The 16,167-nt window shown below is 44.8% G+C and carries 22 protein-coding genes; 19 read left to right on the top strand and 3 right to left on the bottom strand.

Annotated elements, in window-relative coordinates; translation table 11 throughout:
* A complete protein-coding gene (locus E0E41_RS01910; RefSeq protein WP_130868478.1) occupies positions 1-750 on the bottom strand; it encodes a GNAT family N-acetyltransferase in 750 nt (249 codons plus the stop codon).
* The gene (locus E0E41_RS01915) at positions 747-1,505 is read right to left on the bottom strand and encodes an alpha/beta fold hydrolase (protein ID WP_130868479.1); all 759 of its coding nucleotides are present in this window, start codon (positions 1,503-1,505) and stop codon (positions 747-749) included. The genes E0E41_RS01910 and E0E41_RS01915 overlap by 4 nt, the downstream gene beginning before the upstream one ends.
* Positions 1,506-1,718: 213 nt before the next feature.
* Between E0E41_RS01915 and E0E41_RS01920 the strand changes: the two genes are divergently transcribed.
* The 7 genes from E0E41_RS01920 (at position 1,719) to E0E41_RS01950 (ending at position 5,882) form a co-directional block, all read left to right on the top strand.
* Positions 1,719-2,627 carry a helix-turn-helix transcriptional regulator gene (locus E0E41_RS01920; protein ID WP_130868480.1) on the top strand — a complete coding sequence of 303 codons (909 nt, stop codon included), beginning with the start codon at positions 1,719-1,721 and terminating at the stop codon, positions 2,625-2,627.
* A gap of 1 nt (position 2,628) precedes the next feature.
* Positions 2,629-2,949 (top strand): TfoX/Sxy family protein, encoded by a 321-nt coding sequence (locus E0E41_RS01925; RefSeq protein ID WP_130868481.1) that lies wholly within the window; start codon positions 2,629-2,631, stop codon positions 2,947-2,949.
* A gap of 2 nt (positions 2,950-2,951) precedes the next feature.
* The gene (locus tag E0E41_RS01930; RefSeq protein ID WP_130870736.1) at positions 2,952-3,587 is read left to right on the top strand and encodes a GyrI-like domain-containing protein; all 636 of its coding nucleotides are present in this window, start codon (positions 2,952-2,954) and stop codon (positions 3,585-3,587) included.
* Positions 3,584-4,141, top strand: a complete 558-nt coding sequence (locus E0E41_RS01935; protein ID WP_130868482.1) for a DUF3795 domain-containing protein — start codon at positions 3,584-3,586, stop codon at positions 4,139-4,141. The genes E0E41_RS01930 and E0E41_RS01935 overlap by 4 nt, the downstream gene beginning before the upstream one ends.
* 4 nt (positions 4,142-4,145) lie before the next feature.
* A complete protein-coding gene (locus tag E0E41_RS01940; RefSeq protein WP_130868483.1) occupies positions 4,146-4,541 on the top strand; it encodes an SRPBCC family protein in 396 nt (131 codons plus the stop codon).
* A gap of 350 nt (positions 4,542-4,891) precedes the next feature.
* A complete protein-coding gene (locus E0E41_RS01945; protein ID WP_130868484.1) occupies positions 4,892-5,248 on the top strand; it encodes a helix-turn-helix domain-containing protein in 357 nt (118 codons plus the stop codon).
* 214 nt (positions 5,249-5,462) lie between these two features.
* Entirely contained in the window at positions 5,463-5,882 is a 420-nt protein-coding gene (locus tag E0E41_RS01950) for a nuclear transport factor 2 family protein (RefSeq protein WP_130868485.1), read from the top strand.
* Positions 5,883-5,981: 99 nt separating this feature from the next.
* On the opposite strand, the gene E0E41_RS01955 is transcribed toward E0E41_RS01950, so the two are convergent.
* On the bottom strand, positions 5,982-6,176 hold the full coding sequence (locus tag E0E41_RS01955; protein ID WP_130868486.1) for a helix-turn-helix domain-containing protein: 195 nt from the start codon (positions 6,174-6,176) through the stop codon (positions 5,982-5,984).
* 440 nt (positions 6,177-6,616) lie between these two features.
* Between E0E41_RS01955 and E0E41_RS01960 the strand changes: the two genes are divergently transcribed.
* The 12 genes from E0E41_RS01960 (at position 6,617) to E0E41_RS02015 (ending at position 16,133) form a co-directional block, all read left to right on the top strand.
* Entirely contained in the window at positions 6,617-6,976 is a 360-nt protein-coding gene (locus E0E41_RS01960; protein WP_130868487.1) for a BlaI/MecI/CopY family transcriptional regulator, read from the top strand.
* Positions 6,977-6,986: 10 nt separating this feature from the next.
* On the top strand, positions 6,987-8,411 hold the full coding sequence (locus tag E0E41_RS01965) for a M56 family metallopeptidase (protein WP_130868488.1): 1,425 nt from the start codon (positions 6,987-6,989) through the stop codon (positions 8,409-8,411).
* The gene (locus tag E0E41_RS01970; protein WP_130868489.1) at positions 8,404-8,586 is read left to right on the top strand and encodes a cysteine-rich KTR domain-containing protein; all 183 of its coding nucleotides are present in this window, start codon (positions 8,404-8,406) and stop codon (positions 8,584-8,586) included. The genes E0E41_RS01965 and E0E41_RS01970 overlap by 8 nt, the downstream gene beginning before the upstream one ends.
* An 88-nt stretch (positions 8,587-8,674) precedes the next feature.
* Entirely contained in the window at positions 8,675-9,805 is a 1,131-nt protein-coding gene (locus tag E0E41_RS01975; RefSeq protein ID WP_130868490.1) for a hypothetical protein, read from the top strand.
* Positions 9,802-10,614, top strand: a complete 813-nt coding sequence (locus E0E41_RS01980; protein ID WP_130868491.1) for a hypothetical protein — start codon at positions 9,802-9,804, stop codon at positions 10,612-10,614. Before E0E41_RS01975 ends, E0E41_RS01980 begins: the two co-directional genes overlap by 4 nt.
* On the top strand, positions 10,607-11,467 hold the full coding sequence (locus E0E41_RS01985) for a hypothetical protein (RefSeq protein ID WP_130868492.1): 861 nt from the start codon (positions 10,607-10,609) through the stop codon (positions 11,465-11,467). Before E0E41_RS01980 ends, E0E41_RS01985 begins: the two co-directional genes overlap by 8 nt.
* Entirely contained in the window at positions 11,464-12,171 is a 708-nt protein-coding gene (locus E0E41_RS01990) for a hypothetical protein (RefSeq protein ID WP_130868493.1), read from the top strand. Before E0E41_RS01985 ends, E0E41_RS01990 begins: the two co-directional genes overlap by 4 nt.
* A gap of 11 nt (positions 12,172-12,182) precedes the next feature.
* Entirely contained in the window at positions 12,183-12,818 is a 636-nt protein-coding gene (locus E0E41_RS01995) for an ATP-binding cassette domain-containing protein (protein WP_130868494.1), read from the top strand.
* 365 nt (positions 12,819-13,183) lie between these two features.
* Positions 13,184-13,624, top strand: a complete 441-nt coding sequence (locus E0E41_RS02000) for a LytTR family DNA-binding domain-containing protein (protein WP_130868495.1) — start codon at positions 13,184-13,186, stop codon at positions 13,622-13,624.
* Entirely contained in the window at positions 13,625-14,113 is a 489-nt protein-coding gene (locus E0E41_RS02005) for a hypothetical protein (protein ID WP_130868496.1), read from the top strand.
* Positions 14,110-14,985 carry an ABC transporter ATP-binding protein gene (locus E0E41_RS02010; RefSeq protein WP_130868497.1) on the top strand — a complete coding sequence of 292 codons (876 nt, stop codon included), beginning with the start codon at positions 14,110-14,112 and terminating at the stop codon, positions 14,983-14,985. The genes E0E41_RS02005 and E0E41_RS02010 overlap by 4 nt, the downstream gene beginning before the upstream one ends.
* Entirely contained in the window at positions 14,982-16,133 is a 1,152-nt protein-coding gene (locus E0E41_RS02015; protein WP_165450487.1) for an ABC transporter permease subunit, read from the top strand. The genes E0E41_RS02010 and E0E41_RS02015 overlap by 4 nt, the downstream gene beginning before the upstream one ends.
* Positions 16,134-16,167: the final 34 nt, after the last annotated feature.

A 16,167-nucleotide genomic window follows, 5' to 3' on the forward strand; every position in this document is an offset into this window, starting at 1 on the left:
TTATTGTTTCAGAAGCCGCTTCAGCGCGGCGGCATCCAGCAGATTCACCGTCATAAACTTTCCCCGATAGAAAACCGCCCAGTTGTTAAAAACACAGGGCAAGGCCTTAGCCTTTTCCAGAGTGTCCACCGGAATGAGCATATAGGGCGTCTCCAGCTCCTGGCAGGTTATGCGAACCAGTTCCACACTTTGGTGGATGTAGGGACACTGGAAGCTATAGTAGATGGTCAGTTCCTGATGTTCAATCTCCAGCCGCTTGGCGTTCTCTGCAAAGCAGGGCTTCGTCCCGTCAAAGGAGAGGGCCAGCAGCCGATAGCCGTCCGAGGTGGTATCCACGGTTTCAAATCCATACTTCTCTGCGAAGGCCTGGTCTGAGAGCCAGGCTTTTTGCTTTTCCGCCCCCAGCATATACACGCCGGACTTTCCCTTGGCCCTGGCGTCGGCCAGGCAGTACTCCATCAGCTGCCTGCCGTAGCCCTTGCCCTTGAACTCCCCGCTGACCCACAGACAGTAGATATAGAGGTAGTTATCCCCCTCCACTGGCACCCAGGCGGTCTCCAGCGGAGCGTACTCGATGAACACCACACCCTTGGCGTCCAGCTTGCGGAACACATGTCCCTCCCGGAGCCGCTCCCGGAGCCAGGCCCGCTTGGCCTCCACACCGGGGTGGGGCTTCTTGCTGCGGATAATACAGCACAGGTGCTCCCGATCCAGATTTTCTTCCGTCAGATTGAGAAATCGTTCGCTCATGGGGCCTCCTCAAAAAAATCACAAATCAGTGCGGCCAGTTCTTTCGCCTGGGAATAGATCAACGGATGGCCGCCTGTCTCAAAAATACGGCAGGTGATCTGTGGAGCGGCTACTGTCCAGTTTTTACTCTCCTCAATACAGTGGCCGGAGAGCATCTCGTCCTCCCGGCTTACCGTGACCAGCAACGGGCATTGGATCTCACCTATAGGCCGAGGGAACAGCGGCCCCGGCCGGCGCGCCAAATGGACCAGCGCTTCCGTGTCCTGATCCACAACCCGTTCCCAGTCCTCACCCTGACACCATCGATAAAACTCCCGGGCAGATGGATCCGCCTTGGCTCTGCGGCGTTCTTCTGTCATGGATCGGGCAAATTCGTTTGGCAGTGTGCTGCCGTCAAAGCTGTCAGCCACAATTTTACCGAACAGCTCCGGCGCCTGAAATCCAGCGTGGATGGCGGCATAAGCCCCACCGCTGGTCCCCACCAGATTGGCCTTGGCGTATCCCAAGCGGCGGCACAGCTCCACCACCTGTCTTCCTTGGTCGGCCCATATGTCAGAAGGAAACGTAGGCAGGCGTTCCGACTGCCCATTCCCCAAAAAATCTATTAAGACGATCTTGCCGTGAGATTGATACAGCGGCAGAAGCGGTTCAAACATACGGGAAGAGGCGGTGTTTCCATGAAGAAAGATCCAGGGCGTTCCTTTGCCATATTCCTGATAGTATATCCGCATTCCTTGATAAGCAAAGTAAGACATGATAAGCCCTCCAAACTTAATTTCACACTTGTTTTGTGGCAGGGCTCCATTCCCCTGCAATTCAGAACGGATTTCTCATTCTCTCACTTCCCTTCTTTCCGTCTTTCATGGTACCAAATTAATTGGAAAAAGCGCAACGGAAATAGAAACATGACAGACAGTTGTCCTGTTCCTATGGTATAATGCAGACAAACAGGAAAGGCGGTGGATCCTATGAAGATGGAGCGGCTCATCGGCATTCTGTCCATCCTGCTCCAGCGGGAGAAAGTCACCGCACCGGAGCTGGCGGAGCAGTTCGAGGTATCCCGCCGGACCATCCAGCGGGATATCGAATCCCTGTGCCGAGCTGGCATTCCTATCTCTACTACCCAAGGAGCGGGCGGCGGTATCTCCATCATGGAGGGCTACCGGGTGGACCGGACGGTGCTCACCGCCCCGGAGATGCAGGCCATCCTGGCGGGTCTCAGAAGCCTGGACAGCGTCAGCGGCACCCGGCGCTACGCCCAGCTGATGGAGAAACTGTCCGCCGGGACAGGCGGGCTGGTGCCAGGCGGCGCCCACATGCTCATCGACCTCTCCTCCTGGTACAAAACCAGCCTGCCGCCAAAAATCCAGCGTATCCAGGAGGCCATTGAGCAGCACCGCACCATCCGCTTTGCCTACTTCTCCCCCAAGGGGGAGTCGGTGCGCACCGTAGAGCCCTACTACCTGGTATTTCACTGGTCCACCTGGTATGTGTGGGGCTGGTGCCGGATACGGGAGGCTTTCCGCCTGTTCAAATTGAACCGCATGACGGAGCTCACCGCCGGAGAACCCTTTGACCCCCGGTCTGCGCCCCTGCCTGACCTGGAGCCGGAGCGGGTCTTTCCAATCAAGTATCAGGTCACCGTCCTCTTTGATCCCGCCTGCCGCTGGCGGCTGGTGGAGGAGTACGGGGCGGACCGCTTCACCGTGGAGCCGGACGGACGGCTGCGCTTTACCGGCGGCTTTCCCGACGCTGACAGCGTGCTCAGCTGGGTGCTGACCTTCGGTGACAAGGCAGAGCTGCTGGAACCGGAGGAGTTGCGGGAGCAGTTGAGGGAGTTGACCAAAACACTGGCCCACCGTTACAGGAGGAATTGATATGGCCTCTCATCAGGACTTTGTGGACTATGTGGCCGAGCAGCTGCGGGAGGCGGGCGCCATCCGCAGCCGGAAGATGTTCGGGGAATACGGCCTCTACTGCGACGACATATTTTTCGCCGTTATCTGCGACGACCAGCTTTTCGTCAAGATCACTCCGGCGGGAGAAGCGGCGTTTCCAAATCTGCCCAAGGCTCCGCCCTATGAGGGGGCCAGGGACTACATCCGGGTGGAGGATGTGGACGACCGGGATACCATGACCGCTCTCACCCGCCTCACCTGTCTGGCACTTCAGGAGCAGCCGAGAAAATGGAGGAAATGACCATGGCCTTTGACTACAAGATGGAGTACAAGGAGTTCTATCTGCCGCCCAGGACACCAGGCATCGTCACCGTGCCCGCCATGGACTTCCTGGCCGTTCGTGGGCAGGGCGACCCTAACCAGGAGGGCGGCGCTTACAAGCAGGCCCTGGAACTGCTCTACGCTGTGGCCTACACCATCAAAATGAGCAAGATGGGCAAGCACAAATTAGAGGGCTACTTCGACTATGTGGTACCGCCCTTGGAGGGACTTTGGTGGCAGGAGGATACCCAGGGCATGGACTACTCCCGCAAGGCGGATTTCCGGTGGATCTCCCTCATCCGCCTGCCGGAGTTTGTGACCAGAGAGACCTTTGACTGGGCCGTTCGGGAGGCCACGGAGAAAAAGCAGCGGGATTTCTCCAAGGTGGAGTTCTTCCCCTGGGAGGAGGGCCTGTGCGTCCAGTGTATGCACCTGGGCCCCTATGACGATGAGCCCGCCACCGTGGCCGCCATGGAGGTGTTCGCCAAGGAGCAAGGCTTTGCGTTGGATTTCAGCCAGGGCCGGTTCCACCATGAGATCTATTTGAGCGATGTGCGGCGGTGCAAGCCGGAAAAGCTGAAAACCGTCGTCCGGCAGCCCGTGAGGAGGATACCATGAAAGGTTTTGCCAGAGAAGAAACTCGCTTCTCCCTCTGCGGACTGAATTGCTGCCTTTGCTCCATGCACCTGGGCGGCTACTGTCCCGGCTGCGGCGGCGGAGCGGGCAATCAGAGCTGCTCCCTGGCTAAGTGCTCCCTGGAGCACGGCGGCCTCCAGTTTTGCTGGGAGTGCCCGGAGTACCCCTGTTCCCGGTACGACGACTTCAACGATGGGGATTCCTTTGTCCCGCACCGGAACCGACAGCAGGACATTGCCCAGGCCGGAAAACAGGGATTGGAAGCCTACCTTGCCCATCTGGAGAAAAAACGGGCTATTTTAGAAGGACTTCTGGCCCATTATAATGATGGCCGCCGCAAGACGCTTTTCACCACGGCGGTCTACCTCCTGCCCCTGGAGGATTTGCAGTCCGTAATGACCGCACTGGCCATCCGGTCGGAACTGAAAGAGCAGCCAATCAAAGAGCGGGCCCTCGCCGCCGTGGGGCTGCTTCAGGAGGCGGCGGAGCACCGGGGCGTCAGCCTGAAGCTGAACAAGGAGCCGAGAAAGGGGTGATCCTATGGCCGTCTCCAAGGTGGCGGTCCACTTTTCCTGCTCAGTGGAACAGGTGTGGAATACGGTAACCGACCTTACCCATACCGCCTGGCGCAGCGATCTGGCCCGGGTGGAGATTTTGGACAGCACCCACTTTGTGGAGCACACCAAAAGCGGCTACACCACCAGTTTTACGGTCACGGCCTGTGAGCCGCCCCGCTTCTGGGCCTTCGCCATGGAGAACGGCAATATGTCCGGCGCCTGGGAGGGCAGCTTCGAGGCGGAGGTGGGCGGCACCCGGCTGACCTGCACCGAGACTGTAGCAGGCAAGCACTGGTGGATGCGCCCCTTCATTCCCGGCTATCTGAAACGGCAGCAGAAGCGGTATCTGGACGATTTGCGGAAGGAACTGCTGAAATAAGCCGTGTTAATCCGCGTTGCTTGCGGCAACGGGCCATTCTTCCTACAATGTGAGTGAAAGACCTGCTAACAAAAGTCAAGTAAAACTTTCAAAGGAAACGAGCAAAGGAAAAGGGTGCACCAAATTAAACCGCTGTGCATTTCAAAAAATGGCGGTCAGCCAGACAGTATAGAGCTGGGAAATCAGCCNGGACGCGATGATCCTTGGAGGATTGCATCAGGCCAAGACACTCTCATTCTAACAGCTTAGGCAACGATACGGAAAAGACACGGCTGGCTGCCGTGCCTTAAACCGTAAATATATTGTAATAGGAGGAATAATATTAGGCGACGTACTGCGAGGGCAAATAAATGGAATTAGATTACAAAGAGATTGGAAAGCGCGTGAAGATCGCAAGAATACGGGCCGATCTGACGCAGGAAGCATTGGCGGAAAAGGCCGGGCTGTCCATTACCCACATGAGCAACATTGAAAACGGCCATTCCAAGTTGAGCTTGCCGATGGCGGTTGCGCTGGCAAACGTCCTGTCTGTTTCGGTGGATGAATTTCTGTGCGACAGCGTGATCCACTCCAAGGAAGTTTTCTCCCATGAGGTTCAAATGCTTTTGGAGGATTGCGACGACTACGAGATACGCATACTCACCGATCTGCTCAAAGCAGCCAAAGACACGATCCGCAGGGATATGAAGCTGAAACAGCAGCAATAGCGCAGGCGGTCACGATTGACCGTTCTGCGCTACTCTTTTCTTACAATGCAAAGCGCCGGGCGCGGGGGCCGTGTGCCTCTGCGTCCGGCATTGTTTATGTTCGTGGTTAAAAGTACGTCCGTGCAAATTGTGGCATAGATTTGTTCAAATTCTTATGATAAAATTTATAGTAAAAATGGGCGGAAAAGTAAAAGGACAGGGAGGCTTTTGTTTTATGTCGGAAAGAGAAAATATTGTGCGCTTATGGTTCAATATGTGGCTTACACAACAAGATTTAGGGATTGATAGTATTTTTGCGGAGGATGTAGTTTATACTGAAAGTTGGTGTCCCCAATATTCTGATCGAGAAACAGTAAAACACTGGTTTGAGGAATGGAATACCCGTGGGAAAGTGCTTGCATGGGATATTAAACAGTTTTTTCATCAGGGTAATCAGACCGTTGTGGTATGGTACTTCAAAAACCGAATGGACAACGGGAAGATTGAAGAATTTGATGGGATTTCTTTAATTGAGTGGACACAAGATAATAAAATTAAGACCTTAAAGGAATTTGGATGTAATCTTAATAACTACAATCCATATCAGAATGGTAATGCGCCTGAATTTAGGAATGAAAAAACAAACTGGTTTTAAGCTCTATGCCATAAAGAGTATAAGCGATATGTAGTCATAAAGTACAGAAAAGCGCCGGGCGCGGGGGCTGTATGCCTCTGCGTCCGGCGCTCTTTTTTCTTATGCCTGCCCCATCGGGAAGTGTGGCAGTTCTTCCAGCAGCTTCAAAATGAGGTGCTGCTTCATATCTTCGTCAACAGCCAGCTCGTCGATCATAGGGGTGTAGTGTTCGATCACCTTTTCTTTGGCCCACTTCTCACCGGCGACGGCGGCCCTGATGGTATCAGTGTCCAGCAACATTTCCTGTTCAGCCATCGTGTCAACTCCTGTCGTTTTAGTCTTATCACAGCATATCATAGAACCGGCAGGAAAACCAGCGGCGGAAAGATTTTCCTACGCATTTCAAAGCCCGTTCCGGCGGGTATTTGATAAATCATTCTGCCACCCCACCGACCACCGCCGAAAAGCCTTGATTTCCGTGGGCTTTTTGCCCCCTAAATGCGTAGACAGGATGGGCTTTTCAGCTCTCATATTCTGCATATTGCTTGTGACGTTACTACACTCTATAATTCATATTTTATTTCTTGTTCTTCGAGTAAATGAAATATAATGGTATAAAATGTCGCTGCTTTGTTTTATTTGAAATCATCATAAAGAGTTTACATAAAGTTACGCCAGTAGCATTGACTTTTTCACACGACTGTGGTAGTATATATCTGTACACTACTGTTGTCGTGTGAACGAGGTGATATGTTATGGATAATAAACTTTTCGATTCTGAATTAAAAGTAATGTCTGTCCTATGGCGTGAGGGAGAATGTACGGCAAAGCATATTTCCGACGTTTTGAAAAAAGAAGTCGGCTGGAACATGAACACAACCTACACCCTAATCAAAAGGTGCATTAACAAAGGCGCAATAGAGCGGTCAGAACCTAACTTTATGTGCCGCCCCTTAATTTCAAAAGAAGCGGTACAAAAAAGGGAAACAAACGAACTGATTGATAAAATATTCGACGGGTCAGCCGATAAATTGTTTGCTGCTTTGTTGGGGAAAAAAACTTTATCTTCCAAACAGATTGAAAAATTGAAACAAGCAGTTGACGAATTAGAGTGAGGTGATTGTTATGAACTTACTGCAAATGAGTTTCACCGGCTCTATATTCATAATGTTGATTTTCCTTTTACGCCTTTTGGCTGTAAATAGGCTTCCTAAAAGCACTTTTTTAGTATTATGGGGGATAGCTATAATAAGGCTGTTAATACCTTTCTCTATTCCCTCGGCTTTTAGTGTGTATTCTCTTTTGAATAGAAATACTGCTCTCCAAGGGGCGCTTAACGATAGTCCTATTGCGCGTCTGTTGCCGCTTTCAAATAGTACTCCCTCAACGGTTGGAAGTAAGGTTACGCAGCAAGACATGGGGGCATTATCCTTTGAACATATAATATATTTTCTCGGTGTTGCTCTCTGCTTGCTGATATTTGCAACAGCATATTTTTGCTGTATAAAAAGGTTGCGTCATTCGCGCCCGATCAGAAACCGTTATCTTTCAGAGTGGGTTAAAACTCATAAGATAAAAAGGAAAATCCGTTTTGAACAATGCGACCATATTTCCTCTCCCCTAACATACGGTATTTTTTCGCCTATAATCCTATTCCCTCAAAACACCGATTTTGATAACCGCCAAGAATTGAATTACATACTGCTGCATGAATACTTGCACATTCGGCGTTTTGACTGTTTGCTTAAAATAATTGCTGTTGTTACCGTTTGTATTCATTGGTTTAATCCGTTGGTATGGCTTATGTATTTCTTCTTAAACCGAGATATGGAACTCTCTTGCGACGAATTTGTTGTTAGAAAAAATGGGAAAACTGCAAGAGCCAGCTACGCACGTTTACTAATCGCTATGGAAGAAAGACGTAGCGTACCTTTGGCTATGTTTAGCGAGTTCTCAATCAATGTGTCAGAAGAAAGAATTACCGCCATTATGAAAACAAAACCATTTACCGTAGTAAGCATGGTTACTGCTTCCATTTTAATCCTTACGTTATGTGCAGGCTTTATGACTTCTGCTTATGGAGTAAAGATTGATGTAGGACAACCACAAACAGCCAATGTGTCTGTCCCAAATGTTGATGTTCCGTCTATAAACGAGAAAGCAGTAGCCACAGCCCCCGAATGGGTATGGCCAACAACCAGCAATGAAATATCAACAGTATTTGGTTATCAATCATCTTCGGGAAAAATGAGCGATCATATCAATATCAAAGGAGAGAAAGGTGATGAAATATTTGCTGCTGTTGACGGGCAAGTAATTGAAATTGGAATGGATAGGGAGTACGGAAATTACGTTGTCATAGAAAGCGATAATAATATAAAAATTATTTACGGACAATTAGAAGATGTTTCAATAACTGTAAATGATCCTGTTAAAGCAGGAGAAAGGATAGGGACAATCGGACGATCTGGAACGGCAACGGGGTATTGCTTATCGTTTGCAGTATTCGCAAACAACGTAGCTGTTGACCCTATGAGTTATTATGAATAGCCTTGACCGTAGCAAGTGGATTATATGTCCGGTGTGCGGGAACAAAACCCGCGATAAAATACGAGCAGATACAGTTATGGAACACTACCCCTTATTTTGTCCGAAATGCAAACATGAAACTCTAATAAATGTCAAAAAAATGAATATCACTATTGTGAAAGAGCCAGACGCATAGACGCAGAGCCGATAACCCACAAATCTTTTTAGGTGTGGATTATCGGCTCTTTTCTTTAATATGAAATAACGATTGGAGAAGCACAGATATGAAACTTAAAAAAACAATTCTTTTGACAGTTGCTATGGTGCAAGCAGCAATTTTTCTAACCGCTTGTGTCGCAACGCCCCCCTCTACCACAGAAAATAAAATAGTGGTTACAGATGATACTGATACCATTTCTGAAACCAACGAAAATAGCGTGCAGACTGAAAATGATAATGTTGTAGATGATACCTTACATATCTCCGACACTCTTTCCTGTTCAAAAGAACTTTCTTTTAATGAAGTCCTTACCGGGCTTGACGGGGAGATCAATCTAAACAATGCAACTGTAAATATTGGGAATATTGAAAATATCGGATTGTATGAATACAAGGTTTTACCAATTACAGATGATTTTAGAAAATCACTGTTTACATCGGTTTTAGGGGATAAAGCCGCAGACGCAGAATATGACGCAAGAAACGATGTATGGGAACTTCGACTATCAAACAAAGTAGGAGATTATTATTTGTATGAAACAGGCTATTTTCTTTCTGGTGAAAGTGTAGCGGAACAGACTACATTTTCTTTGGAATACCGCTATGTCGATTTATACCCGTTTGATGATAATATCTTATCCTCGATCGAACAATCTCCTATGGCAATTTCTGCTGATGAAGCAGTTTCTATGTGTAATAAAATTATGGACGAGATAGCAAACGGAACGGAATATCAAGTTGATTATATTTTTGCCTATGGGACAAATGGGCGACACCCTTACTATAAGATTGTTTATAAACAAGTGATTGACAATACAACCATTACTGCATTTAACGATATATATTTTTTGGTAGACGATAGCGGAGTACAAAAGGTTTTTGGCTGTCTTTATGAAGTCGGAAATACAATCCTCGCAGACCCTATTATTTCTGTTGACAAAGCAGTTGAGATCTTAAAGGATAGTATTTTTCAAATCTCTTTCCAAGAGTTTGACAATGGCACTCTAACTGTAAATGAGATTACATTGGAATACATCGTTGTCAATGCTGATGATGGGAAAGCGTATATAAGACCAGCATGGCGTTTTATTGTGGGAGAAAACGAAGAACAGCAAAATCGGTATCGAGATCGCATTATAGCTATCGACGCAGTAACAGGGGATTTAATTCAAGGTAGACGGGGGAATAACTTTTGAAAACTTCATTGTCCATACGATTACGCGCAGCGATATTTTCTCCTGCTATGCTGATAAGCGTTCTGTTGGGGTTAATCCTGCTTCTCAAGTTCCACATTTCTAATTATATTTGGTATTACACAAAATACGGCGCAATCAATTTTTCTGATATAGGATCAACATTTCTGAATGAAATATTTGTAACTGACGCAACAAGCGGTTTCGGGCTGTTTGCACCCATTTTAGCAGTACTTCCCGCTACCACCTTATTTTGTGATGATTACAACAGCGGATATATCAAACCTATTTTAAGTCGTATTGAGAAGAAACGTTATATCAAAGAAACGGTTTTTTGCTCTACGATTGCGGGCGGCTTGGCAGTTTTCGTCCCAACCTTTTTAACGGATTTTCTTATGGTGATATGCTTTAAGCCTAACACATTGGAAAACAATTTGGGGTATCAAACATTTTTAGATGAAGGGATTTTTGCAAATATTCAATTTATATGGGGCGGCTTACTGGTTGTGTTCCTGCTACTTTTGCTTTCATTTTTATTTGGGGCGGTATGGTCAAATATCGGGTTGTGTATTTCTGCATTTATCCCCAATAAATATGTTGCATTGGCAACCCCATTTGCGTTGTATTTTTCCCTACATCTCATTTTATATAAAACGGGCAGCCTATTACTTTTCAGCCCCGTAAATATGCTAACGGCATTTTCAGATTTTCTCCCCTGTTTACCATACCCCTTTATTTATCAAGGGATATTATTAACCGCCGCGACCTGCATATTTTGGTGGGGCGTAAAAAGGAGGTTAAAAGATGTTTAGGGTTTGCAGTCATCAGTTGAAAATCTCGCTATGTTCCCCGCGAATATATATCGCTGTTTTTGCTGGAATTGTCATACAGATTGTAAGTTTAATATCTTTTTTGGACTTTTCCAAAACGATAGGAAAACCGCTTTGCGTTTTTGAAAGCATTACCTATTCTAATTGCGATCTGTACGCGCCCGTAGCATTATTTCTTGCAGTTTTGGTGTTGGTATCAGATATACCGTTTACCTCACAAAGCGAAACATACACGCTGTTAAGAATATCAAGAAAGAAATGGATTGCAGGAAAGGCCATGTACTTGGTATGTATTTGTGCAATTTATTATTTGATTGTTTATGCGGCGGGAGCATTGTTTATAGTGGAAAACGCATATGGGGGCAATCTTTGGAGTGAACCGTTATATATCATTGCAAACGATACAACGTCTGCTCTATCCCTATCGAGCAATGTCTATTTTCCCTATGCGTATATCCTTAATAATCTAACCCCATACCTTGCCGCATTTCTCATATATTTACTAAGCGTTTCTTATGCAACGCTTATGAGCTTGCTGGTATTTTGGCTTAATTTGAAAATATCACGAATATTAAGCTATGCAGCCGTTATGTTGGTGCATATTGTCAGCTATACACTAACGGCATTATCCGTAACACCGAGCCGGATCAATCTTTCGCTTTTTAGCAATAGCCTACTCATGTTTCATAATATTGGGGCTGGGTCAGATGAACGATATAACTCTATACCACAGACAGTCATTATTTATGGCGTAATCATCGGCCTGCTTGTGCTTATGATTTTACACGCAATAAAGCGGTATGATTTCAGAATTACAGTTGGGGGTAAGCAATGAACACGAAAATCATCGAAAGAACACTTACCCCTACAATATGTACTTTTTATCTTCTCATGTGTTGCTTATTAGCGGCGACTGCCGAGGGGAAAACGGTTATTGATGTTTGGGGTGGCTTTGTTCCGTCCGGCGGCTTGTTGTCAAACGTTATAGGAATTGTGCGCTGGAATATTTGTGTTATGCCGCCTGTTATGGTATCCAATCTGTTTATGATTGCGGAAACAGGCAGATTAAGCACTTTTACAGTAATAAGAGAAACAAGCCTTGAAAACTGGTTCTTCAAGCGATATATCGCAATGGTTATTTCATCGTTTACCTATATAGCATTGGCAATAATATTAACCACGCTTTTAGGATTTAACAAAAGTTTGCAGCTTCATCAATTTTTTAGCTTTGCATTACTCTTTTCAGCGCATATTTTACTGCTAATCTCCGCTTCTGTTGCCACGCTTCTTATTTTTAGATCAGCAAAAGCGGTGTTAATACTGTATCTAATCATAGAGGGAATTATGGTGATTATAGGTACTACTTTTCCTGTAACAAGCAAATACCTCATTCCCTATTGGGGAATGGCAATCGAAGATCAGTCCATGACAGTTGCTTGGAAAACGGTTCTATCGCTTTTGATAACTGCTTTAAGCGTATTGATTACAATAGTTTTTTTGAAAAAACACAATCCAGCGGAAACCCCGAAGAATACATAGGAGGTGTGATAATGGAAAACATTATTTGCGTAGAGAATGTGAATAAATCATATAAGGGAAATCAAGTCCTTCAAAATATAAATATATCGTTTGAAAGGGGAAAAATACATGGCATTATCGGAAGAAACGGTTCGGGTAAAACTGTATTGATAAAGACAATATGCGGTTTTGTTCACCCGGATACCGGGCGGGTGCTGGTTGACGGAAAGATTATAGGGAAAGATATTGATTTTCCTAAAAACATTGGAGCAATTATCGAAGCACCGGGCTTTCTCCCTAATGCAAGCGCGTATAAAAATCTTGAATACTTAGCGTCATTACGCAGAGTGATCGGAAAAGAGGAAATCCGAAAAGCAATAGAAATTGTGGGACTGAACCCCGATGATAAAAAACACGTTGGGAAATACTCTCTTGGTATGAAACAGCGGTTGGGATTGGCACAAGCTATTATGGAAAACCCGGATATTTTGATTTTAGACGAACCTATGAATGGGCTTGATAAAGAAGGAGTTTCCGAGATAAGGGAATTGCTTTTAGATTTCAAAAGCAAAGGTAAAACCATTATCATTGTTTCTCACAATTCGGAAGATATAAATATGTTATGTGATACTGTTCATGAAATGGATAAAGGTAGATTAGTTGAATAGTTAAGAGCCAGACGCATAGACGCAGAGCCAAACAGCATAAATAGGCAGCGACTTTGCGAAGGCAAGGTCGCTGCTTTGTTTGATCGCCCGCATTTGGTTCACACCCAAAGACGCGGAAAAGCCCGTTGACAGGAAAAGAAAAGGAAAATGTTTTTCAAGAAGTTTGTAAGATTTTTTGCTTTACTCATTATGGTGGGAGGACTTTGTATAACACACTTGCATTGCCTACCGTTAGTGTGTAGTTCTCAACCTGGCGGAAATTGAACCTAAATGCAACTCTGTACGCCCATAGTGCAACTTGCGTTTCTGATGTTGAAAATGGCTAAAAGCGTTTCTTATAATATCAAAAAAGGGGGTGATCCCATTTGAAAATAGTATTGAATGAGCGATCAGATATTCAAGAAATTGAAGTTATTATAAATTGCATTTCAAATAATGAAACCGTACAAAAAATTGTATCTTCTTTATCTGCAATAGATATAAAACTGACTTGTCGCAAAGGTAATGAAGTATTCCAACTTGAACCAGCAGACATTTTATATATAGAGTCTGTGGATAGGAGAACTTTTCTTTATACAGAACAGCAGATTTTTGAAACAGAAAGGCGTCTGTATGAGCTGGAGGCGCACTTGGAAAAATGCTCCTTTTTTCGAGCGTCAAAAGCAATCATCATCAATTTACAACGAGTACAATCGCTACGTCCAGAGTTGGGGGCAAGACTTTTGCTTACAATGGATAACAAAGAAAAAATCATCGTATCTCGGCAGTATGCAAAAACGATAAAAAATGCTTTGGGGGTGATATAAGTGCGTAAAAATTGGACAGCAATCTTAAATATGCTAATTTGCTTCTTTTCTGTATTTGGAGTTTTTGTATTCCTCTTTTTTGTTCGTGGCCTTTTCCCGGATTCTGGTGGTCTGGTAGGAATGTCACTATTTCATATTTTGCTTTGTATGGGAATTGCTTTCGTATTAACGCTTTCTCATACTGTAATTGCAAGTGAGTATTTGGATCAATACTTCTCTATAAAATCCAGAGTTATTTTTTGCGGTATTCTCTGCACAATCGCACTTGGAGTATTTACTGTTTATTATGGTGTTCCATCGCTTATTGTACTGATAATGGGTTTTGAAAATACATTATCGTCTACTTTAACTTGGGTAATTGCATTTGTTTTCTGCTTCATTTTGACGATACTGTTCTATTGTTTGGTTGAAAGGAACTTCCAAAGCATAGGAAAAAAATACGATAAAGCTCTTTTCGCATACAAAAAGAAAGCAGGGGCAAATAAATGAAATTGACAATTTCAAATATCAGTAAATCTTTCAAAACAAGAATTGCGCTTCAAAACATTTCTTTTGAATTGCAGCCTGGGATTTATGGGTTACTTGGGCCAAACGGAGCCGGAAAAACAAGTCTTATGAAAATTATAGCTGACATCATGGCTCCAACTTCGGGAGAGGTTTACTTGGACGGAACACCTGTCAAAGAATTAGGCGATAATTATCGCAATCTACTTGGATATATGCCGCAAAATCTGGGGGTTTATCGTGATTTTACAGCGGAGCAGTATTTACTATATATCGCCGCCTTAAAAGGGCTCCCACCAAAAGACACTCAAGAAAAGGTATATGAGCAGTTAAAAAAAGTTGGGTTAGAGCAGTCCGCGAAAGATAAATTAAAAACGTTTTCTGGGGGTATGATTCGCCGGATTGGGATTGCTCAAACTCTACTTAATTCTCCAACGATCTTGTTGCTGGACGAGCCGACAGCAGGGTTAGATCCGCAAGAGCGGATACGATTACGAAATATTCTGTCCGGTCTATCGGAACATTGTATCGTTGTTTTGTCAACGCACATTGTGTCTGATGTTGAGTTAATTGCAGATAAAGTGATTTTATTAAATAACGGAACACTTTTAGCTGCTGATAGGGTGAACGATCTTCTTCATAACCTAAAGGGCATGGTTTGGTCTTTCTGTTTATCATCAAAAGCTGAACTTCAAGAAATGTCTGACGAGTGCTTGATTGGTAATGTGATTCAGAACGACCGTGATATTCAAGTGAGGGTTGTATCTCGCAACAAACCGCATAAAAATGCCGTTTCTTTGCCCCCTACAATGGAAGATTTATACCTGTTTTATTTTCAAGGAGGGGATACGCATTGAGTTTGTTGGTAAAGTTAGAGCTTCAAAAACTAATTCGTCGAAAATATCTATTCGTTGGTGCTATTCTCTTAATCATCTATACTTTGTTTTGGTTTTTTGTCTGTGCGGTCAATCACGCAGCGACATTTCCCACACATACTGAAACTGGGCGTCTTTTGGAAGGTAGACAGGCCGCGCTTTACAATAAGGTTTTATACGAGCAATATGCCGGTGAATTGACCGATGAAAAAGTAGCCGAAATATTAGATGACTTTCAAACTTTGAAGAACCGTTACGAAGCCACTCATAGCGATTTATTCAATGCTCCCCTAATATACGAGGATTTTTCGATGTTCAAAGCAACCGACGAGAACGCTTTTGAAAAATCATTATCTCAATATGGGTATATCAGCGTTAACTCAACAGATATTCCAAACTTTGATACTCCTCTTCATTTCACATTTTCAAGTACATGGGAAACCGCTGCCGACATTTTTTATAATGGCAGTTTTGGGATTGCCCTTTTGCTTTTAATTGCGCTGGCTCCTTTATTTGCCGAGGAATACAGTAGTGGGGCCGCAGGAGTTATCCTAACGACCCGATACGGAAAGAACAAAATTATTGCTGCAAAATGTATTGTGTCGCTGATTATTGCTACGGTAGCTGTAATTCTCTTTGCCGCATTTGTAATATCGCTTTGTAGTATATTCTTCGGCGGATTTACAGGGTGGCAAGCTGATATACAAACACAATTTAGTTCATTGCTTATGTCTGTACCTTTGCGAATGAATAATCTGCAATTTTTTATGTTTTCTATTTTGCTGTATTGGTTATCTGCCATTGGAGTAGCCGCTTTGATTTGTTGCTGTTCTGCCTTTTGTAAGAGGTCTTTATCCGCTTTTGTGGCAAGCACCGTTATTTATGCAGTTCCATATTTTATCCGGCAATTTGGCATTGGGGGAACAGTAGTTGGAGAGTTGATGCTTTTATTTCCCGTTTGTTCAGCGAAAGTGCAACAGGTTGTGCGAACCTCGGAGCATAAGATGATTGACCTTTTACCTGTTACCTGTGAAATGCCAATTTGGATTGCATTGTTTACCGCTATTTCGATTTTTGTTTTATTCTTTTTGGCATATAGACATTTCTCCAAACATCAAGTAATAGGCTAAAAACTCATACTTTGAAAATGATATGGAGGTGGCG

Source organism: Intestinimonas massiliensis (ex Afouda et al. 2020), from assembly GCF_900626285.1.
Classification (GTDB): domain Bacteria; phylum Bacillota; class Clostridia; order Oscillospirales; family Oscillospiraceae; genus Flavonifractor; species Flavonifractor massiliensis_A.